This is a genomic window from Rhodococcus sp. D-6, from assembly GCF_040256695.1.
Lineage (GTDB): Bacteria > Actinomycetota > Actinomycetes > Mycobacteriales > Mycobacteriaceae > Rhodococcus > Rhodococcus pyridinivorans.
Window position 1 is genome coordinate 4,374,837 of sequence record NZ_CP132970.1, and the last position, 18,049, is coordinate 4,392,885.

Consider the following 18,049-nt stretch of genomic DNA (forward strand, 5'->3'; position numbering starts at 1 on the left):
CGCATATCCGATTCGCGTCCCGTCGAGTGTCGTGCGCCTCTCCCACCGCACACGTCGACTTCTCGTTCAATGAGAAAACGACCTGGTCAGTCCGGGGGACGCTCGCCGACTCCGCGCGCGATGCCGCGGGCAGCGGCCATGAGGACGGGCACGACGGCCTGTTGCCGGGACGCACCGGTGGGCACCACCACGCCGAGCGCCGCCAGGGCATGACCCGACCGCGCGAGGACGGGCACCGCGATGCCCGTGGTGCCCTCGTCGAGCACACCGTCGAAGCGCGCATAACCCCGCCGGCGGACCTCCGCGAGCGCGCGACGGAAATCTCTCGTCGTCGCAGCGAAACGCTTCTCCACCTCGGGATGTCGTCGCCGATAGGTTTCCTGCACCTCCGCAGGTGAGAACGCGAGCATCGACATGCCCAGCGACGTGTCGTGGACGGGGAGCCGACGGGCGACCGAGGCCTGGTTGACCACCGAATCGGACGCCGACAGCCGTTCGAGGACGAGGACCTCGTCGTCCTGCAGGACCGCGAGCTGGGTGTGCTGGTGCACCACCGACTGCACGTCCTGCAGAAAGGGCAGCGCCGACTCCCGCAGATCGCGCGCGGGTGCACTGCGCGCGACGAGTTCCCACAGGCGCAGACCGAGCCGTACCCGGCCGTCGTCGTCCCGGGTGAGCAGACCGTGTTGCACCAGCTCGCCGACGAGCCGGTAGGTCGTGGCCTGCGGGATGCCGGACCTGCGGGCGAGACTCCCGACCGTCAGGCGGGGTTGGGTGTCGTCGAACGACTCGAGGATGCGGACGACGCGGTCGAGCATCGAGTCACCGGACGGCGAGTTGGCCATGCCGCCATTGTTCCGTGTCCGATCCGGGCAGCTTCACCATCCGGATCCGTCCGTAGATTCGACATCTGTCAATATAGACGTGTGTCGAATCAAGATCTCGCGGGTGACGACGCCTGCTGCTCTCCGCTCGTGCGCCAACCCCTGACGGGCGATCGCGCCGTCGACCTCGCCCGGATGTTCAAGGCCCTCGGCGATCCGGTGCGTCTGCGGTTGCTGTCGCTCATCGCGAGCCATGCCGGCGGTGAGGCGTGCGTATGCGACATCTCGGGATCGTTCGATCTGTCCCAACCGACGATCTCGCACCACCTCAGAGTTCTGCGCGAGGCAGCCCTGCTCGAGTGCGAGCGTCGCGGCACCTGGGTGTACTACTGGGTGGTTCCGGCTGCACTACGGCAACTCTCCGATGTACTCGGGATCGAGCCGACCGAGGTACCCGCATGAGTGAGCGAACTGCGGTGGACACTCCCGTGATGGGCAGGATGTCGACACTCGACCGCTTCCTTCCCGTGTGGATCGGCACCGCCATCGTCGTCGGCCTGCTGCTCGGCCGCATGATTCCCGGACTCGGAGAAGCCCTGGGTTTCATCGAGATCGACGGGATCTCGCTGCCGATCGCCCTCGGCTTGCTGATCATGATGTACCCGGTGCTGGCGAAGGTGCGCTACGACCGTCTCGACACGGTCACCGGCGACCGCACCCTGTTGATCTCGTCGCTGATCCTCAACTGGATCGTCGGTCCCGCACTGATGTTCGCGCTCGCGTGGCTGATGTTGCCGGATCTGCCCGAATACCGCACCGGTCTGATCATCGTCGGCCTCGCGCGCTGCATCGCGATGGTGATCATCTGGAACGACCTCGCGTGCGGCGACCGGGAAGCCGCAGCCGTGCTGGTCGCGATCAACTCGGTCTTCCAGGTGATCATGTTCGCCGCTCTCGGCTGGTTCTACCTGTCGGTGCTGCCCGGATGGCTCGGCCTCGAGCAGACCGGTCTCGACGTCTCCCCGTGGGAGATCGCGAAGTCCGTGCTGATCTTCCTCGGGATCCCGCTCGTCGCCGGTTTCCTCACTCGTCGATTCGGCGAGAAGGCGAAGGGCCGCAGCTGGTACGAGCAGACCTTCCTGCCGCGCATCGGACCGTGGGCGCTGTACGGACTGCTGTTCACCATCGTGGTCCTGTTCGCGCTGCAGGGTGAACAGATCACCTCGCGACCACTCGACGTCGTACGCATCGCGCTGCCCCTGCTGGCGTACTTCGCGATCATGTGGGGGAGCGGGTATCTCTTCGGCGCTGCAGTAGGACTCGGCTACGAACGCACCACCACACTCGCCTTCACCGCCGCGGGCAACAACTTCGAACTCGCCATCGCCGTCGCGATCGGCACGTTCGGGGTCGCGTCCGGGCAGGCACTGGCGGGAGTCGTCGGCCCCCTCATCGAAGTGCCCGTCCTCGTCGCACTCGTGTACGTCGCTCTGGCCCTGCGCACACGTTTCGTCGCCCGTGCCGGAGGTGCGTCGTGACCGCCGTTCCGTCCGTGTTGTTCGTGTGCGTGCACAATGCCGGCCGGTCCCAGATGGCCGCCGGGTTCCTGAGTCGCCTCGCAGGGGATCGCATCACAGTCCGTTCCGCCGGGTCCGCACCCGCCGAGGAGGTGAACCCTGCTGCGGTCGCGGCGATGGCCGAGGTCGGAATCGACATCTCCGGCGAGAACCCGAAGATCCTCACCGCCGACGCCGTGCAGACCTCCGACGTCGTGATCACGATGGGGTGCGGCGACACCTGCCCGGTATTCCCCGGTACGTCCTACCGGGACTGGGTGCTCGACGACCCGGCCGGACGAGGGCTCGACGCCGTGCGTCCGATCCGTGACGAGATCCGGGCGAAGGTCGAGGCATTGATCGCCGAACTGACATCGCCGACATGATCGAGTTCGGTAACCGCATCCACCGGGTACCCACAGGTCTGTCACGCTGGGCGCCCATGTAGGGCACTCGGTGTGGACGCACGTCGTCCCCGACCTGCTCCGGACACCGCGTTGCACGTCATCGCAGGTCCGGTAGCGTTCTGAGACGACTCGTAATCGCGTGTCGGTCGATCGGCTCGGTGCAGCCGAACTGTGGGAGGTTCCCGTGGCTGGTGGTCTCGTCGCCCTTCTGGACGACGTCGCGGTACTTGCGAAGGCAGCCGCGGCATCCATAGACGACATCGGCGCCGCAGCCGGCAGGGCGAGCGTCAAGGCAGCGGGCGTGGTCGTCGACGACACGGCCGTCACCCCCCGCTACGTGCACGGGTTCACCCCCGATCGCGAACTGCCGATCATCCGCAAGATCGCGATCGGGTCGATCCGCAACAAGCTTCTGATCATCCTGCCGGTCGCGATGATCCTGAGTCAGTTCCTCCCGCAGGCCCTGCCGTATCTGCTCATCGCCGGCGGTCTGTTCCTCTGCTACGAGGGCGCCGAGAAGGTCTACGAAGCGCTCACCGGCGGCCACCACGAAGAAGAGGCCACCGCAGCGGAGAAGGGCCCCGAGTTCGAGAAGGCCATGATCGGCGGCGCGATCCGCACCGACCTGATCCTGTCCGCCGAGATCATGGTGATCTCGCTGGCCTCGGTCGAGGAGGAACCCTTCCTGACTCGCCTGCTCGTCCTCATCGTCGTCGCCGTCCTCATCACCGTCCTGGTGTACGGCGTGGTCGCCCTGATCGTGAAGATGGACGACGTCGGCCTGGCGCTCGCGAAACGGAAGTCCACTTTCGCTCAGCGCGTCGGTCGCGGTCTCGTGAAGGCGATGCCGAAGCTGATGACCGTTCTCACCGTGGTCGGGATCGCCGCCATGCTGTGGGTCGGTGGGCACATCCTGCTCGTCAATGTCGGCGAGGCCGGATTCCATTGGCCTGCCGATCGTCTGCACGACCTCGAGCACTGGTTCGGCGAGCTCGTGCACGGCGGATTCGGCGGCGTGCTGTCGTGGACCGCGGGGACCGTGACATCCGCTCTGGTGGGCCTGATCGTGGGTGCGATCGTCGTGCTGCTCATGCACCTGATCCCGCGGCGGAAGAAGGCCGACGCCGCGCACTGACGCCGCCGGATCCCCCGGACGGGTCACTCGGGGGCGTTTCTCCGGACCGCCTGCGCGAACGCCCGCATGAGACCGGGATCCTTGATGCCGCGTTCGGCCTCGATGCCGCTGGAGACGTCGACACCCCACGCCCCGGACGTGGCAAGCGCCCTCTCGACATTGTCGGGGTTCAGCCCGCCCGCGAGGACCCACCGGCCGGACGGCAGGGCACTGCGGTCCTGCCAGTCCCACGTCTTCCCGGCACCGGCGACGGCACCGTCGACGAGCAACAGGTCGGCGCCGAAGTCCTCGGACAGCGCCTCGGCTCCTCCGGTGTTGATCGCGCGGATCACCGTGAATCCCGCGTCGTGCAGCACGCGCACGTCGTCGGCCGACCGCAGGTCGTGCACCTGGACGTGATCGAGATTCGCGGCTCGGGCCGTCGTGACGATCTCGTCGAGGGACGCATTCACATAGACGCCGACGGCGAGTGTTCCCGCCGGCACGCGGGTGCGGAGCGTCGCGGCCCGATCCGGGGAGATGCGACGAGGGCTCTTCACGAGGACGAAACCGACCGCGTCGACGCCCAGTTCGACGGCGAGATCGACGGTCGCCTCGTCCTGCAGTCCGCACATCTTGATGAACGTCATCACTACCTTCCTCGCCGCTTCTCCATCTCGAGGATATGTGTGCGACCGTCAGCGGCAGCAGTTCGGATCCAGGACGACCCTGAGCGCCTCGAGGGACTCGGCGCGGGCACGGTGATAGACGTTCATCCCGCGTCGCTCGGATTCGACCATGCCCGCCTTGCGTAGTTGTCCGAGGTGATGACTCACCGTGGATTCCGCCAGATCCACACCGGCGGCAAGATCGCACGTGCACACCGCACCTTCGTCGGCGGTGAGCAGGATCGACACGAGTTTGATGCGCACCGGATCGGCCAGGGCCTTCAACCGCAACGCGACCTCGAGGGCGGCGTCGTCGCGCATCGGCGCAGCCGATACCGGCGCGCAGCAGATCGGGGCGCGGACATCGATCACGGGCAGCGCTTTCGGCATGATTCGAGCCTAACCACCTTCTTGACATATGTCGAAATACAGGAGCATCCTGTGGGCGGTAATTCGATATATGTCACACAGGTGGAGGCAGTCATGTCACGCATCCAGTTCGCCCTCGACGTCGACGACCTGCCCGAAGCGGTCGCCTTCTACTCGACACTGTTCGGCACCGAACCGGCCAAGCTCGAACCGGGCTACGCCAACTTCGCGATCGCCGATCCGCCGTTGAAGCTGGTGCTGTTCGAGAACCCGGGCAAGGGCGGCACGATCAACCATCTCGGGGTCGAGGTCGACTCGTCCGAGAAGGTGCACACCGAGATCGCCCGATTGACCGAGGCGGGCCTGTTCGCCGACGAGGAGATGGGCACGACCTGTTGCTACGCCACGCAAGACAAGGCGTGGGTGACGGGTCCGGCAGGGGAGAAGTGGGAGGTGTACACCGTCCTGGCGGATTCGGCCACCTTCGGGTCGAGCCCGCAGCATCTCGACGGCACGCAGGAAGCCAGCGGCGGAACATGCTGCACGACCGGTGCCCCGGACGAGCAGCAGGACGACAACTCCACGCCGAAAACCGGCGTAACCTCCTGCTGCTGACCGCCTTTCGCTACGAATATCACGGAACCGGAACGAGATCTGTCGCCTCGCCGCCGGGCGGGGCGACGACTCGTATCAGCCTCGCGCCATGTCCACGAACCGCGACAGGTGCAGCTGGTGGGCAACGGTGATGGTCGCGGTCGGGCCGTTACGGTGCTTGCCGACGATGAGGTCGGCCTCGCCACCACGCGGGTCGTCGCGCTCGAAGGCGTCGGGGCGATGCAACAGGATGACCATGTCGGCGTCCTGCTCGAGGCTGTTGTGCACCGCGATGCCGTCGGCGACGAAATTGTGTGTGCCGGGCACCGTTCCGTCGTAGACGTCCTGCTCGCCGAGACTCGTGACGGAGACGATCTCGTCCCAGAACACATTGTTGGTGGCGACCATGTCGATGTCGGCCGTGTCGAGGACATCGGCGACCCGGGCGAGGCGCGAGCGTGCACCCTCGGTGGTGCGCGGGGTGGCGGACGCGACCGGTCCGATCGGAGCGAGCTGTTCGACGGCGAGCAATTCGCCGAGCTCGGCTTCGATCTCGGGGGTGACGGTGTCGGGGCTGTGCTTGACGAGCTTCGGTCCGAGCTGCGCCAGGACCCACTGCGCCGCGGTTCCGTGCTTGCCCACGTCGTGGAGGAAGACCGCCTGGTTCTCCGCCCCGGTGACCGTGAGGTCCCAGCCCTCGCCGGTATCGGTGATCCGCGCGAACACACCGATGCGCAGGAGCAGGCGCGCGAGGTCGTCGGCCAGGCGACGCTCCACCGACCGGTAGCGGACGACGGCGCGGGCAGCGCCTGCGTCCCATGCGACCTCACCGCTGTCTTCCCAGATGTGGCAGACGAGCTCGGCGACCTGCTCCTTGGGGAGTGAGAACGCGCGGGTGGGGATCAGTCGGCCGGCCACGGCAGTGTCCGCGAGAGCGGCCACCTCGTCGTCGGATGCGGGTATCACGTCGAGGGGTGCGGGCACCGCACGCGGCACTGCGACACGCTCACCGGCGACCAACTCGCCCAACGGCATCCAGCCGTCGATGGTGAGGAAGGGATGGTTCGCGGTGGCTTCGACACGACGTCCCGAGGCCAGCTCCAACCGGAAGACTTCCTTACGGCCGCTGGGGAAGACCTTCACCATCGGCCGGACGACCATCCGCATGCGTTCATCGAGCGACCACACGAGGGGCTGTTCGCCCGACTCGAGCAACTCGCCGAGCGTGACTTCGGCACCGGTGTCGGCGCGCATGATGCGTGTGGACGCCGGCAGGCAGCCCGACTCACGGAGGTCGGAGACCTGCGGCCGCTTGTCGGTGCGCTGCTCGGGACCACGGTTGAGCTGACACACCGCGACGACCGGAACCTCGAGTTCCTTCGCGAGAAGCTTGAGGCTACGCGAGAACTCGGAGACCTCCTGCTGACGCGACTCGACCTTCTTGCCGGACGACATGAGCTGCAGGTAGTCGATGACGATGAGACGGATGTCGTGTTTCTGCTTGAGCCGCCGCGCTTTTGCGCGGATCTCCATCATCGTGAGGTTCGGTGAGTCGTCGATGAACAACGGCGCTTCGCTGATCTCGCTCATGCGGCGGGCGAGACGCGTCCAGTCGTCGTCGGTCATGCGTCCGGATCGCATGTCGCCGAGTTTGATCTTCGCCTCCGCGGACAGCAGGCGCATGACGATCTCGGTCTTGCCCATCTCGAGCGAGAAGATGACCGACGCCATGCCGTGCTTGATAGAGCACGACCGCATGAAGTCCATGCTCAGCGTGGAGTTGTGTGTGGGCACCATCGCGCGACCCGCGAGGTACATGTGGTCGCCGTCGACCTCGACGCACCGCACCGGGACCGAGGAAACCGGGCGGACGGCGACGATGCGGCGCTCGCGCGGCACGGTGGCGCGGCATTCCTTGTGCCGCACGGCCTTGCTGGGCAGGACGAAGACGTCGTCGGCGGTGGCGAAGGAGATATCGGTGCCGTCGAGCACCGGCGCGTAACCGAGGCCCGACAGGAGTTCGGCGACGCCCTGCACCAGACGCTCGGACGAGCCGACGAACCGGATGGTGCCGTCGTCGTCGATCTCTCCACCGGCGTCGAGCAGACCCGCGAGGAGTTCGCGACGCTGCGGTTCGGATGCCCGCTGGTATTCGGCGGGGATGTGGGCGCCGAGCGCGACGAGGGCGCTCGTGAAACCACCTTCGCCGTCGATACGCATGTGCAGTTCGGGATCGGACGACGGGCCGCCGAGCCACGCACCGAGCGTGAAGGGGGAGACGGGCAGCTCGGTTGCCGGGAACGACAGTGCCTCGGTGTTCGCGACGGTGTGCCCGGCGTCGGCGGTGGCGGCGAGTTCGCCCGTGGTGCGGATCGCGCCGTCGCCGGTGCGCCACTGGTGCTGCTCGTCGGCGACGATCACGGTGCCGTCGGAGAACACGACGTCGAAGCACGGCCGGCCGTGCATGACCTCGGTGGCGGCGAGGACGCGGGTGGGGCGGCCGTCGGCGCCGAGGAGTTCGTCGCCCACACCGACCTCGCCCATCGTGGTCCAGCCGGTGGGGGTGGGCAGGGGAGTGTCGAGCGCGAGGGCCTTACCCACACCGGGACGCGCGGCGACGATGATCATCTGGCCGGCGTGCAGCCCGTTGGTGAGCTCGTCGAGTTCGGCGAAGCCGGTGGGCACGCCGAGGGAGATACCGCCACGGCTGGCGATGGAGTCGATCTCGTCCATCGTGGGCTGCAGGAGTTCTTCGAGCGGCACGAAGTCTTCGGTGGTGCGTCGTTCGGCGACCTCGAAGACCTCCGCCTGCGCGCGGTCGACGATCTCGGCGACGTCCTGGCCGTCGGCGCCGGCGTAGCCGTACTGGACGATCCGCGTGCCCGCCTCGACGAGACGACGCAGGACGGCCTTCTCGGCGACGATCTCGGCGTAGTAGCCGGCATTGGCCGCGGTGGGGACGGTCTGGGTGAGCGTGACGAGATAGGCGGCTCCGCCGAGACGCTTGAGTTCGCCGCGCCGGTCGAGCTCGGCCGACACGGTGACCGGGTCGGCGGGTTCGCCACGGCTGTAGAGATCGAGGATCGCGTCGTACACGGCCTGGTGGGCCGGACGGTAGAAGTCGCCGGGTCTCAGCACTTCGAGGACGTCGGCGATGGCGTCCTTGCTCAGCAGCATGCCACCGAGCACGGACTGCTCGGCCACGAGATCCTGAGGGGGCTGTCGACCGAAGTCTCCACTCGGTTCCTCGGGAGGTCCCGAATATTCGGGATTTCCACGATCGTCAACGACGGCCACTGCAGTGCCTGCCTTCCTCCACATGTCCCCGTCCGGCGCGCTGTGCTCCGGCGGATACCTGCACGCACTCCCGGTGTCGGTACCCGGGGTTTCGTGTCCGGTTCTACTCGCCCCTACCGACATCCTGTGTGTGGAGTCGTGCGCCCGACGTTAGGGATCCGGATGACCCTCCACAACTCGGGTTGTGCACACAGTTGGGGATGAATTGTGGAAAGAGGAGGACAGCCTTGTGTACCGGATGTGCACAACCTGGGGACAACACATCTCACATCTCTCATAACTGCAGGTAGGAGCAGAAAAATGTCTGTTCACACGTGTGGAGAAGAAGAATTTCGGCGTGTCGGAAGGGCCGGGCGTGTTCACCCATTCGTTCCCCGAACGACATTCCGAGGAGTCACAACGGTGTGGTTTACCCCCCGGTTTATCCACAGGCTGTGCACAGACGACGAGGAGCCCCACGCCGACCAGGCGCGGGGCTCCTCGAGGGGCCGGAATCAGGCAGCCACGACGTTCAGCGTGAACTTCGCGGTGACATCCGGGTGCAGCTTCACGACGATCTGGTGCTTGCCGGTCGCCTTGATGTGGGCCTTGGGCAGCTCGATGATGCGCTTGTCGACAACCGGGCCACCGGCAGCCTTGAGAGCACCGGCGACATCGGCAGCGGTGACCGAGCCGAACAGCTTGCCCGAGTCGCTCGAGGTCTTGACGCTCAGCGAAACGTCCTCGAGGCCCTCGATGGCGGCCTTGAGCTCCTGAGCGTGCTCGAGGCCGCGCACGGCGCGAGCCTCCTGGGCACGGCGGATGCCCTCGACCTGCTTCTGGGCACCACGGGTGGCGACGATCGCCAGGCCGCGGGGCAGCAGGTAGTTGCGGCCGTAGCCGTCCTTGACCTCAACGGTGTCGCCAGGCGCACCGAGGTTGTCCACGTCAGCAGTAAGGATGAGCTTCATCGTGTCCCTCCCTTTCCTCAGCGAGTCGTCGAGACGTAAGGGAGCAGAGCCACCTCACGAGAGTTCTTGACAGCAACAGCGACGTCGCGCTGGTGCTGCACGCAGTTGCCGGTGACGCGGCGAGCGCGGATCTTGCCGCGATCGCTGACGTACTTGCGCAGCAGCGTCGTGTCCTTGTAATCGATCTGCACGTTCTTTTCCTTGCAGAAGGTGCAGACCTTCTTCTTCAAAACCTTCTCGCGCGCGGGCGACTTAGGCATGGTCGTTCTCCGTAATTTTGGATGTTCCGATCGAGGTCGGATCAGAACGGAGGCTCGTCGTCCCCGGAACCACCGAAGGAACCCGACTGCGGGGCGTCGCCCCACGGGTCGTCTCCGCCGACGTTCGTGTTCTGAGCGGGACGGCCACCGCCCGATCCACCGGAGGAACCACCGAAGCCTCCGCCACCGCCACCGCGACCGGCCTTGGTGACCTTGGCCGTGGCGTAACGGAGCGAGGGGCCGATCTCGTCGACCTCGAGCTCCACGACAGTGCGCTTCTCGCCTTCACGCGTCTCGTAGCTGCGCTGCTTGAGCCGGCCCTGCACGATCACACGCGAGCCGCGAGTCAAGCTCTCGGCCACGTTCTCCGCTGCCTCACGCCAGATGTTGCAGCGCAGGAACAGAGCCTCGCCGTCCTTCCATTCGTTGGACTGACGGTCGAACACGCGGGGCGTGGATGCAACGGTGAAGTTCGCAACCGCAGCACCCGCGGGGGTGAAACGCAGTTCGGGGTCGGCGGTCAGATTGCCGACCACGGTGATGACGGTGTCGCCTGCCATGTGGTTCCTCCTGCAGTGTGGGGAGTCCTGATGCGCCAGAGCCTACGGCCCGGCGCCGACAGGCTCACTTGCCGTGGCGCAGAACCTTGGTGCGGAGCACCGACTCGTTCAGGCCGAGCTGGCGATCCAGCTCTGCAACGGCAGCAGGCGTCGCGCTGATGTCGATCACCGCGTAGATGCCTTCGCTGTTCTTGGCGATCTCGTAGGCGAGACGGCGCTTACCCCACACGTCGACCTTGTCGACCTTGCCGCCTTCCTGGCGAATGACGTTGAGGAACGTCTCCAGCGAGGGAGCGACAGTGCGCTCGTCCAGGCTGGGGTCCAGGATGATCATCAATTCGTAATGACGCATAAGACCTCATCACCTCCTATGGACTGTGAACGGTCACGGACGTTCCGTGACAGGAGGGTCGTTGCGTCAGCAACCCATGAAGGGTACACGACGGCCCGGCGACCAGCGAAATCGCCGACCGTCGGGGGCGGGGGATTTGTCCTAGGGTGAGAACATGCGCACGAGCTCCGGGACCGTCTCGCTCGTCGCCGTCCTGACGTGCGCGGTGATGATGTGGTTCGGCTACCTGAACAAGGCCCGGTGCGCCGGCCCCACCTTCGACGCGGAGGGCCGCACGCTGCGGTTCGAGGACATCAAGGACGCCGACGTCTGCTATTCCGACATCCAGCAGTTGTGGATCGGCCGCGGCATCAACCTCCACGTCTTCCCCTTCGTCGACGGGGGCATCACCTCGTCGGGAGCGTTGACCGGGGGCACCGTCGAGTACCCCGTGCTCAGCGGGGTGCTCATGTGGATCGGGGCCATCGGTGCCCACACCGATGCGGAGTTCCTCCTGCAGTCGGCGTTGTTGCTCGCCCCCTTCGGGCTGGTCACCGCGTGGTTGCTCGCCCGGATGGCCGGATGGGCCGCGCTGTTGTGGTCGCTCACGCCGCCGCTCGTGCTCTACGCCTTCCTCAACTGGGACCTGCCGGTCGTGGCGGTCACCGTCACCGCCGCCGCGGTGCTGACGATCGAACGCTGGTCGCTGCGGACTCGCGGAGTGGTCGCGGCAGTGCTGCTGGGCGTGGGCTTCTGTCTCAAGCTCTATCCGGGCATCTTCGTTCTGCCGCTCATGGCCTATGTTCTCACCGGCGGGAGCTCACCCGATCGGAAGCGGGACGTCCCCGGCGCCCTCGCCGTCGCGGGCACGGCGGCAGCGACGGTCGCCGCGATCAACCTGCCCTTCGCGATCCTCGGCTACGAGGGCTGGCGGGCGTCGTTCGCCTTCCAGCAGAACCGGGAAGCGGACGGGACCAGCAACTCCATCTGGTACTGGGGTCTGCGGCCGCTGATGGGCGGCTACCAGGAATACGAGAACACCCCCCAGTACAACGAGTTGGTGGCCCAGTTGTCGCCGACGCTGATCGCGCTGTCGTTCGCGCTCGCCCTGTGGCTCGGATGGCGCCGATACCTCCGCGACGGCGTCTATCCGTGGCTCGGTACCGGGGCCGCGATGCTGTGCGGGTTCATGCTCTTCCACAAAGTGCACTCACCGCAGTACACGCTGTGGCTGCTGCCGATGTTGATTCTGCTGCGCGTGCCATGGGGTCTCGTCGCCGCCTATCTGCTCGCCGATCTCGCCATCGGCATCGGCATCTTCCGGTGGTTCGCCGCGACCGCCGGCGAAACGGACATGGCCCTGCCGCTCACGCTCGTCCACATCGGAGTGTGGGGACGCGCGGTCCTGCTGGTCGTGCTGTTCTTCGTCTTCCTGCGCGTCCCGCCCAGAACTCCGTGGCAGCAGACGGAACGGACGGGCTACGCTCGCCGTCCGACGACGACCGGGAGAGCGTAATGAACGACAACTGGATGGAACATCCCGTCCTCGAGGGCCCTCGTATCCGACTCGAGCCCCTCGCCGACGCGCACGTCGAAGGTCTGCTGAAGGCCGCCGACGATCCCGACACGATCTTCGCCTGGGCACACCTTGTGATCCGCGACCTCGACGACGCGCGCACGTTCGTGCGCGAGGCCGTGGCCGATCCGTCCCGGCTGCCCTACGCAATCGTCGACAGGGCGACCGGCGAGGTGCTGGGGTCGACGTCCTACTACCTCCTCGAACCGGCCCACCGCACACTGGTGATCGGCTACACCTGGCTGTCGACCCGGGTGCAGCGGACCCACGTGAACAGCGAGTCGAAACTGCTTCTGCTGCAGCGCGCCTTCGACGACCTCGGGGCCGTGCGCGTGACCTGGCACGCCGACGAACGCAACACCCGTTCGCGCGACGCCCTGCGCCGGCTCGGCGCCACCGAGGAGGGCCTGCTCCGCAAGCACCGCAGGCGCCGCGACGGCAGCTGGCGGACCACCGCGCTGTTCTCCCTCACCGACGACGAGTGGCCCGGGGTACGCGCCCGGCTCGAGGAGCGCACGGTGCGATGAGGACGAGGCGCGCGCTCGCAGCCCCCATGGCGATCGCCGTGGGTGCGGTCGCGGTGTGCGCCGCGGTGGCGTGGGCCGACCCGACCACGCCGGGCGGGGTCATTCCGCCGTGCCCCACCTACTCACTGTTCGGAATCCTGTGTCCCGGCTGCGGTTCGTCGCGGATGCTGTACTCGCTCGTCCATCTCGACGTGCCGGCAGCATTGCACTACAACGCCCTCGGTCTCGTCGCGCTGGCCGTGCTCACCGTGTCCTTCGGTCTGTGGACGTGGAGCAGGGCGCGGGGCACACCGATGCCGCGGTGGACGCGATACCGGTGGCCCCCGCACCTCGTGCTGATCCTGACGGCGATGTGGTTCGTCGTGCGCAACATCCCGGTCGCGCCGTTCACCGCCCTACGGATCTGACCGTCAGAGGATCGGGCAGTTGACCAGGTAGTCCCAGTCCGTCCCGGGATCCCCGGTCACTCGGACGAGAATCGAGGATGCGCTACCTGCCGGCACATTCACCACTGCCGATCCGGTGCCTTCGTTGATGCTGTCACCGATACGGCCGGTGTCGTAGATCTGGGAACCCCCGTAGAACACCTGGATCCGGTCAGGAACGTCGTAGGTCTCCCATTCGAGCAGGAACGACGTGGGACCACTGCGACCCAACTCGTGGTAGGTGCCGGTGACACCTTCCCCTCCCGACTGCCGCGACTGGTTGCACTGCTGGGTCGTCGGCAGCGATGATCCGTTGCCCAGAATCGCACTGCCCAGATCGATCGCCCGTCCACCCAGATCCACCACGCTGCCGGGCAGTTCGGACACGCTGCCGGTCAGGTCGTTGCTGCCGGCGCTGCCGGTGGGAGCGGCCGAAGCGGCAACGGGCGCACCGAATGCGACCGCCGCCACCGTGACCGCCGTCAGAACCGCGCGCAGACCCGAACTGCGAATACGAGACATGCTTCCTCCGATGATCGATGCGTTGAATCCCCCACCAGGACGTTCCCACACCGCGAGGCCTGTGCGTATCCTGCAATCGGATGAATCTGTCTCGGTCGGAACATCTTCCGGCCATTCCGATTCACGCCGTGTCGCCGCACGGCGGCCGGAAGGGAACACCCGGCAGGCGCCGTTCCCATTCGTCCTCGGTCACCGGAGTGCCGACGGTGGAACACAGTGTCGCCGCGACGGGCTCGGGGTCGAGTTGCCACAGTCGCACGGAACGGTCGGGACCACCTCCGACGAGCACCGCTCCGTCGTGCGCGAAGGTGGCGTCGCAGACCCGGCTTTCGCAGGCGGTGAGCACCGCGTGGGTGGTGTGGGAGTCCGGTCGGGTGACGTCCCAGATCCACGCCGCCCCGTCGCCGACGCCGGCCGTGAGACGATCCCCGCCGGGGGAGAAGTGCAGCGAGTACACCGCGTCCGCCCGCCCGGTGATCCACGCCAGTTCGCGTGGGACGGCAGGGTCCGCGACATCCCACAGGCGCACACTGCGGTCGGTGCTCGCCGCGGCCAGGATCGTTCCGTCGCCACCGAACGCGACCGTCTGCGCCTGACTCTCGAATCCGGACGACTCGGAGATCCGAGTCGGGTCGGTGGGATCGGAAAGATCCCACAGTCCGACGAGACCGCCGGCACTCGCTACAGCCACGATGTCGGCAGTGGGATGCCACGACAGCATGTACGGATAGTTGTCGGCTTCGAAGGTGCCGACGACACGCGGAGCAGCGAGATCGGAGGCGCCGACGATCGCGACTTTCGCGTCCCCCGTCGCCGTTACCGCCACGACGGGTCGGTCGGGAGCGAACTCGACCACTCCGACGACACCGTGACGACGCCCTCGGTTGTCCCGGCGAACTGCGGCGCTGCAGGGTCCGCCAGATCCACAGGTGCACGGACCCGCCGGATGTTCCTGCTGCAGCGAGTGATCCGGTCTTCGACAGTGCCGCGGCACCGCTGAACCGATCCTCGACGGATGGGCTCAGAGACGGCAGTTCCACCGCCGCACCGGTATCGGCGATGTCCCACAGCGGCAAACCATTCGACCGTCCTCCGCCGCCCGGGTTGGCTCCTTTCGTTAGTGCGTGAGTGAGGACCCCGAAATCCGGTCGAGCAGTCCTTGTAGGTCGGCGTCGACCTGCGGTGGGAAGATGTGTCAGGTGCCGTTGATCGCGATGGTCGCCGACCGCAGCGGACGCAGCAGTTTGACGACCTTGACGATCGCGAGACCGCTGCGTTCCTGCACCACCCGGGAGACCGCCAATGCCGCGAACACCACCGTCAGGTGCGCCTCGATCGCATCGCGGGTGCGGTGGAAGATCGGCCGGGCCCGCAGATCCGTCTTCGACATCCGGAACGACTGTTCGACATGCCACAACTCGTGATACTTGCCGATGATCTCGCTCGGATCCACCAGGGAGACAGGAAGGTTGGTGACGTAACCTTTCAGGACGACGAGCATCCTGGCGCGTTCGAGCGAGGCAGTGTCCAGCCGCCGGCCCTTCGCGGTGACTGTCACAAACCGTGTGGACTTCGGCGCGGCGTCCCCGTCGACTACGGCCCGGGTGCGGGCTTCCTGGGCCGCCCGCCGACAACGGGCGTGGCCCGGATGTGCATGTTCATGTTCGCCTACGAACCCGATGGTCGGTGCTCGGGCTGAGAACTCCGCTCGGCCGATGCCGGGGTGGGTCGTGCCGGTGGGTCGAGGCAGTTGTCGCTGTGCCGGGATTCCTGGGTGCGTTCCTGAATCAGGGGGCGACGTCGATGACCACACGGACCGGGTCATCGAGGGCGTACACCGCGAAGGGCAGGACCGCATCGGTGTGAGAATGGTTGAGAATTCCTGTCGTGCAGAGACGTCGAGATATCAAGGGCTCGCCGGCTGGGGCGGGAGCGGCCGCTCGGTGGGCAGCGGTTCGTTCGGGGTCCAGGCGTCGAAGGGCACCTCGAAGGTGACCGTGCCGGCTCGTTCGAAGGTGAAGGTCACCGGGTGGGTCAGGCCGGGGCGGATCGCTTCGGCGGGGAATCGGCCGCGCACCGTCAGGGGACGATCCGGTGCCGTGGTCGGTCGGAGTTGTTCGATGGGTTCTCCGGCGGCCAGGGAACTGCCGGGCAGAAGTTCGCGTGCCTGATCGGAGGCATCGAGTGTCAACTCTCCGGCGGGGGAGTCGATCGAGACGAGCCGGTCGGGGGTGGAGGACTGGTTGATGACGGTGAAGGAGAGTGTGACCTGTCCGTATCGGGGGACGGCTGGATCGGTGGGTTCGGCCTCGAAGTACACATTGCGCAGCAGCAGGTCGCCGAGTTCGGCGTTGGTGCCGTTGATGGCGGCCTGCTGGGTATCGGTTTGGGTGATCTGCCCTGCCCCACATGCGACGAGCAGGGGCGCCGTCAACGCGAGAACGAGGAGCGACCAGGCGCGGCGACGCGCGGCCGAGATGCGGTGGGTGTGTAGGCGATGTCGTGCAGGGGGTTCCACAGGGTCTCCTTTTCGTTGTGATCGACCGGGCGTCGGTTCGGACGTTCGCCGGATCACTGCGCTTTGCGGTAGGCGTGGCGCAGCTGCCAGATCCGGGCGCCGCCGATCACCGCGGCGATCAGCAGTCCCGCCAGAGCTGCGAACAGTAGCGCCACGCCCAGCGGGAGGGTGAAATTCCAGCCGAAGAAGGCAATGGCGGTGCGTTCGGTGTTCTGCAGGATGAACACCAGCAGCGCGACGGTGACCACAGCTCCTACTGTCAGTGCCACCAGCATCCGGCCGGTGCGGGTCGGTTCGACCGCTCCAGCTGCGGGTGCGGTGTGGTCTGCGGACCCGGTGGGGGTTGGGTCGGCGTCACCGGAACGCCAGGCGGGGTGTGAGTTGTGGGTACGCATGATCGGTTTCTCTCTTCATCGGTCCGAAGCAGGCACCAGGGCGATCCCGTGGGTGGTCAGAATGTGCCGAGGGTGCCCTGCCACACGGCCACGAGGAGGTAGATGGCGACAGCGAGGGGATAGTAGGGATTCATCGATGTTCCTCAGCATGCTTTACATGGGCCGCACGGGGCGATGTGACATCACTGCTGCGAGGCAGTGTGAGGGGTCGAGATCTCGAGGGGTGCTCGACATGGGCGCCACGCGCTGTCCGAGGCCAGTTCAGTGCGGTTCGGTGGAGGTGTTCGGCCGTGTGTCGCCGACCGTGGTGTCGCGCTCGGGCCGGTCTGCTGAGGTCGGCGCGTACATGCGGTCCAGGTGCAGCTTGATCCATTCGGTGGCCACGGTCCGGGGGAGAAAGAAGTGCGAGTTCATGATCCTGCTCAGCTGGTGGGTTGCGGATACTCGCAGTCCACGGTCGGGTTGATTCCCATGTAGTTCAGGGGTCCGGCCACGATGGTTACGGCGATGGTGCCGACGCTGGCGCAGTTGGTCGAGGCGTCACCGTAGTATCCGCGTTGTCCTGCGGCGACGGCGCCGATGATCAACCAGATCAGTATCAGGAGGCTGAGCAGGCCGGATAGACGGCTTCTGGTTCGCATCGTGTGCTCCTGTCCACGAAAGCGGCGGCATCGCGCACGGTGCTCGGTCCGCCGTCCCAACCCGATGTGTGCTGTGTGCGGGACTGGGTGCTCGATCCGATCGGCGTTACCCGGCGGGTGCGCCCTCCGATACGCTGTTCGTTGCGGCGAAGCAACTGTTGCGATCTATGGTGCATCGTGAAATCGGCGGTGGATCTTGCGCTTTCGTTTCTACGGTCCACCCTAGTAACGCGGTGGAGGCGTGCCAAGGCAGGAGGGAGGATGTGGGTTGATGGTTATGCGATTGCAATCACTCGGTGCGGTCCGGGTCAATTCGTGCCCGGAATGATCCGTCCCTCTCACGACAGGGCTACCGGTCACGCTCCTCGAGGCCGCGGGCAGAAAGGGTGTGCGCGTAGCGGCGATCGCGGTGACCTCAGCCCAGGCAGCGGCCTGGTTCGCCTCGTCCCGTCCGCCGCCACGTTCGACGAGCCGGAAGGCGAGCGTTGCGGTGATCTCAACTCTGCGCCGGCCGC

At 66.6% G+C, this 18,049-nt stretch carries 22 protein-coding genes and 1 pseudogene; 8 read left to right on the forward strand and 15 right to left on the reverse strand.

From position 1 onward, the window contains the following. Nucleotides 1–86: 86 nt before the first annotated feature. Complete coding sequence (locus RBB84_RS20545) at nucleotides 87–845, reverse strand: IclR family transcriptional regulator (RefSeq protein ID WP_033098463.1); 759 nt, start codon at nucleotides 843–845, stop codon at nucleotides 87–89. Nucleotides 846–926: 81 nt separating this feature from the next. Between RBB84_RS20545 and RBB84_RS20550 the strand changes: the two genes are divergently transcribed. The 4 genes from RBB84_RS20550 (at nucleotide 927) to RBB84_RS20565 (ending at nucleotide 3,922) form a co-directional block, all read left to right on the forward strand. Next, complete coding sequence (locus RBB84_RS20550; protein ID WP_350246681.1) at nucleotides 927–1,286, forward strand: metalloregulator ArsR/SmtB family transcription factor; 360 nt, start codon at nucleotides 927–929, stop codon at nucleotides 1,284–1,286. After that, on the forward strand, nucleotides 1,283–2,362 hold the full coding sequence (arsB, locus tag RBB84_RS20555) for an ACR3 family arsenite efflux transporter (protein ID WP_024102459.1): 1,080 nt from the start codon (nucleotides 1,283–1,285) through the stop codon (nucleotides 2,360–2,362). The genes RBB84_RS20550 and arsB overlap by 4 nt, the downstream gene beginning before the upstream one ends. After that, complete coding sequence (locus RBB84_RS20560) at nucleotides 2,359–2,766, forward strand: arsenate reductase ArsC (RefSeq protein ID WP_024102460.1); 408 nt, start codon at nucleotides 2,359–2,361, stop codon at nucleotides 2,764–2,766. The genes arsB and RBB84_RS20560 overlap by 4 nt, the downstream gene beginning before the upstream one ends. A gap of 205 nt (nucleotides 2,767–2,971) precedes the next feature. Then, nucleotides 2,972–3,922 carry a DUF808 domain-containing protein gene (locus tag RBB84_RS20565; RefSeq protein WP_350247697.1) on the forward strand — a complete coding sequence of 317 codons (951 nt, stop codon included), beginning with the start codon at nucleotides 2,972–2,974 and terminating at the stop codon, nucleotides 3,920–3,922. Between the two features lie 23 nt (nucleotides 3,923–3,945). Here RBB84_RS20565 and RBB84_RS20570 read toward each other — a convergent pair whose 3' ends face one another. Next, nucleotides 3,946–4,551 carry a phosphoribosylanthranilate isomerase gene (locus RBB84_RS20570; protein ID WP_064256095.1) on the reverse strand — a complete coding sequence of 202 codons (606 nt, stop codon included), beginning with the start codon at nucleotides 4,549–4,551 and terminating at the stop codon, nucleotides 3,946–3,948. A gap of 48 nt (nucleotides 4,552–4,599) precedes the next feature. Next, the gene (locus tag RBB84_RS20575) at nucleotides 4,600–4,959 is read right to left on the reverse strand and encodes an Rv2640c family ArsR-like transcriptional regulator (RefSeq protein WP_006550795.1); all 360 of its coding nucleotides are present in this window, start codon (nucleotides 4,957–4,959) and stop codon (nucleotides 4,600–4,602) included. Nucleotides 4,960–5,052: 93 nt separating this feature from the next. On the opposite strand from RBB84_RS20575, the gene RBB84_RS20580 reads away from it, so the two are divergent. Then, the gene (locus RBB84_RS20580) at nucleotides 5,053–5,553 is read left to right on the forward strand and encodes an ArsI/CadI family heavy metal resistance metalloenzyme (protein ID WP_006550796.1); all 501 of its coding nucleotides are present in this window, start codon (nucleotides 5,053–5,055) and stop codon (nucleotides 5,551–5,553) included. Nucleotides 5,554–5,628: 75 nt separating this feature from the next. On the opposite strand, the gene dnaB is transcribed toward RBB84_RS20580, so the two are convergent. The 5 genes from dnaB to rpsF all read right to left on the reverse strand — a co-directional run bounded on the left by dnaB (nucleotide 5,629) and on the right by rpsF (nucleotide 10,951). After that, nucleotides 5,629–8,709 (reverse strand): replicative DNA helicase, encoded by a 3,081-nt coding sequence (dnaB, locus tag RBB84_RS20585; RefSeq protein ID WP_242411756.1) that lies wholly within the window; start codon nucleotides 8,707–8,709, stop codon nucleotides 5,629–5,631. A gap of 614 nt (nucleotides 8,710–9,323) precedes the next feature. Then, complete coding sequence (gene rplI / locus RBB84_RS20590; RefSeq protein ID WP_006550799.1) at nucleotides 9,324–9,779, reverse strand: 50S ribosomal protein L9; 456 nt, start codon at nucleotides 9,777–9,779, stop codon at nucleotides 9,324–9,326. Nucleotides 9,780–9,796: 17 nt separating this feature from the next. After that, nucleotides 9,797–10,039, reverse strand: a complete 243-nt coding sequence (gene rpsR / locus RBB84_RS20595; RefSeq protein ID WP_006550800.1) for a 30S ribosomal protein S18 — start codon at nucleotides 10,037–10,039, stop codon at nucleotides 9,797–9,799. 41 nt (nucleotides 10,040–10,080) lie between these two features. Beyond that, a complete protein-coding gene (locus RBB84_RS20600; RefSeq protein ID WP_006550801.1) occupies nucleotides 10,081–10,599 on the reverse strand; it encodes a single-stranded DNA-binding protein in 519 nt (172 codons plus the stop codon). A 64-nt stretch (nucleotides 10,600–10,663) separates the two neighbouring features. Continuing rightward, complete coding sequence (gene rpsF, locus RBB84_RS20605) at nucleotides 10,664–10,951, reverse strand: 30S ribosomal protein S6 (RefSeq protein WP_006550802.1); 288 nt, start codon at nucleotides 10,949–10,951, stop codon at nucleotides 10,664–10,666. 154 nt (nucleotides 10,952–11,105) lie between these two features. Here rpsF and RBB84_RS20610 point away from each other — a divergent pair, with 154 nt between their 5' ends. Genes RBB84_RS20610 through RBB84_RS20620 form a run of 3 tightly spaced genes read left to right on the forward strand, consistent with a single transcriptional unit; the run spans nucleotide 11,106 to nucleotide 13,440 of the window. Beyond that, nucleotides 11,106–12,446, forward strand: coding sequence for a glycosyltransferase 87 family protein (locus tag RBB84_RS20610; RefSeq protein WP_350246685.1), 1,341 nt, complete (start codon nucleotides 11,106–11,108; stop codon nucleotides 12,444–12,446). After that, nucleotides 12,446–13,033 carry a GNAT family protein gene (locus tag RBB84_RS20615; RefSeq protein WP_019290550.1) on the forward strand — a complete coding sequence of 196 codons (588 nt, stop codon included), beginning with the start codon at nucleotides 12,446–12,448 and terminating at the stop codon, nucleotides 13,031–13,033. The genes RBB84_RS20610 and RBB84_RS20615 overlap by 1 nt, the downstream gene beginning before the upstream one ends. 26 nt (nucleotides 13,034–13,059) lie before the next feature. After that, nucleotides 13,060–13,440 (forward strand): DUF2752 domain-containing protein, encoded by a 381-nt coding sequence (locus RBB84_RS20620; protein WP_006550806.1) that lies wholly within the window; start codon nucleotides 13,060–13,062, stop codon nucleotides 13,438–13,440. 3 nt (nucleotides 13,441–13,443) lie between these two features. Here the strand turns inward: RBB84_RS20620 and RBB84_RS20625 are convergent, their stop codons facing one another. From RBB84_RS20625 to RBB84_RS20655, 7 genes and pseudogenes are all read right to left on the reverse strand, one after another. After that, on the reverse strand, nucleotides 13,444–13,980 hold the full coding sequence (locus RBB84_RS20625; RefSeq protein ID WP_350246687.1) for a hypothetical protein: 537 nt from the start codon (nucleotides 13,978–13,980) through the stop codon (nucleotides 13,444–13,446). A gap of 121 nt (nucleotides 13,981–14,101) precedes the next feature. Further along, entirely contained in the window at nucleotides 14,102–14,836 is a 735-nt protein-coding gene (locus RBB84_RS20630) for a hypothetical protein (RefSeq protein WP_024102468.1), read from the reverse strand. 345 nt (nucleotides 14,837–15,181) lie between these two features. Further along, nucleotides 15,182–15,604, reverse strand: a pseudogene (locus tag RBB84_RS20635) (transposase); the annotation flags it as partial. Between the two features lie 282 nt (nucleotides 15,605–15,886). After that, nucleotides 15,887–16,498: a hypothetical protein gene (locus tag RBB84_RS20640; RefSeq protein ID WP_024102470.1), complete on the reverse strand. Its 612-nt coding sequence runs from the start codon at nucleotides 16,496–16,498 to the stop codon at nucleotides 15,887–15,889. Nucleotides 16,499–16,551: 53 nt separating this feature from the next. Continuing rightward, the gene (locus RBB84_RS20645; protein WP_242411666.1) at nucleotides 16,552–16,893 is read right to left on the reverse strand and encodes a lipopolysaccharide assembly protein LapA domain-containing protein; all 342 of its coding nucleotides are present in this window, start codon (nucleotides 16,891–16,893) and stop codon (nucleotides 16,552–16,554) included. 261 nt (nucleotides 16,894–17,154) lie between these two features. Then, nucleotides 17,155–17,307 carry a hypothetical protein gene (locus RBB84_RS20650; RefSeq protein ID WP_019290544.1) on the reverse strand — a complete coding sequence of 51 codons (153 nt, stop codon included), beginning with the start codon at nucleotides 17,305–17,307 and terminating at the stop codon, nucleotides 17,155–17,157. 8 nt (nucleotides 17,308–17,315) lie between these two features. After that, nucleotides 17,316–17,534, reverse strand: a complete 219-nt coding sequence (locus tag RBB84_RS20655; protein WP_006550812.1) for a hypothetical protein — start codon at nucleotides 17,532–17,534, stop codon at nucleotides 17,316–17,318. Between the last annotated feature and the right edge of the window lie 515 nt (nucleotides 17,535–18,049).

What these genes read in the sequence shown, in the direction of transcription:
- RBB84_RS20620 (WP_006550806.1), top strand. Translation starts at nt 13,060, where the DNA reads ATGGCGATCGCCGTGGGTGCGGTCGCGGTGTGCGCCGCGGTGGCGTGG.
- RBB84_RS20610 (WP_350246685.1), top strand. Translation starts at nt 11,106, where the DNA reads ATGCGCACGAGCTCCGGGACCGTCTCGCTCGTCGCCGTCCTGACGTGC.
- RBB84_RS20545 (WP_033098463.1), bottom strand. Translation starts at nt 845, where the DNA reads ATGGCCAACTCGCCGTCCGGTGACTCGATGCTCGACCGCGTCGTCCGC.
- rpsF (WP_006550802.1), bottom strand. Translation starts at nt 10,951, where the DNA reads ATGCGTCATTACGAATTGATGATCATCCTGGACCCCAGCCTGGACGAG.
- RBB84_RS20645 (WP_242411666.1), bottom strand. Translation starts at nt 16,893, where the DNA reads ATGCGTACCCACAACTCACACCCCGCCTGGCGTTCCGGTGACGCCGAC.
- arsB (WP_024102459.1), top strand. Translation starts at nt 1,283, where the DNA reads ATGAGTGAGCGAACTGCGGTGGACACTCCCGTGATGGGCAGGATGTCG.
- RBB84_RS20615 (WP_019290550.1), top strand. Translation starts at nt 12,446, where the DNA reads ATGAACGACAACTGGATGGAACATCCCGTCCTCGAGGGCCCTCGTATC.
- RBB84_RS20650 (WP_019290544.1), bottom strand. Translation starts at nt 17,307, where the DNA reads ATGAACTCGCACTTCTTTCTCCCCCGGACCGTGGCCACCGAATGGATC.
- rplI (WP_006550799.1), bottom strand. Translation starts at nt 9,779, where the DNA reads ATGAAGCTCATCCTTACTGCTGACGTGGACAACCTCGGTGCGCCTGGC.
- RBB84_RS20600 (WP_006550801.1), bottom strand. Translation starts at nt 10,599, where the DNA reads ATGGCAGGCGACACCGTCATCACCGTGGTCGGCAATCTGACCGCCGAC.
- RBB84_RS20625 (WP_350246687.1), bottom strand. Translation starts at nt 13,980, where the DNA reads ATGTCTCGTATTCGCAGTTCGGGTCTGCGCGCGGTTCTGACGGCGGTC.
- rpsR (WP_006550800.1), bottom strand. Translation starts at nt 10,039, where the DNA reads ATGCCTAAGTCGCCCGCGCGCGAGAAGGTTTTGAAGAAGAAGGTCTGC.
- RBB84_RS20575 (WP_006550795.1), bottom strand. Translation starts at nt 4,959, where the DNA reads ATGCCGAAAGCGCTGCCCGTGATCGATGTCCGCGCCCCGATCTGCTGC.
- RBB84_RS20580 (WP_006550796.1), top strand. Translation starts at nt 5,053, where the DNA reads ATGTCACGCATCCAGTTCGCCCTCGACGTCGACGACCTGCCCGAAGCG.
- dnaB (WP_242411756.1), bottom strand. Translation starts at nt 8,709, where the DNA reads ATGCTGCTGAGCAAGGACGCCATCGCCGACGTCCTCGAAGTGCTGAGA.
- RBB84_RS20570 (WP_064256095.1), bottom strand. Translation starts at nt 4,551, where the DNA reads ATGACGTTCATCAAGATGTGCGGACTGCAGGACGAGGCGACCGTCGAT.
- RBB84_RS20655 (WP_006550812.1), bottom strand. Translation starts at nt 17,534, where the DNA reads ATGCGAACCAGAAGCCGTCTATCCGGCCTGCTCAGCCTCCTGATACTG.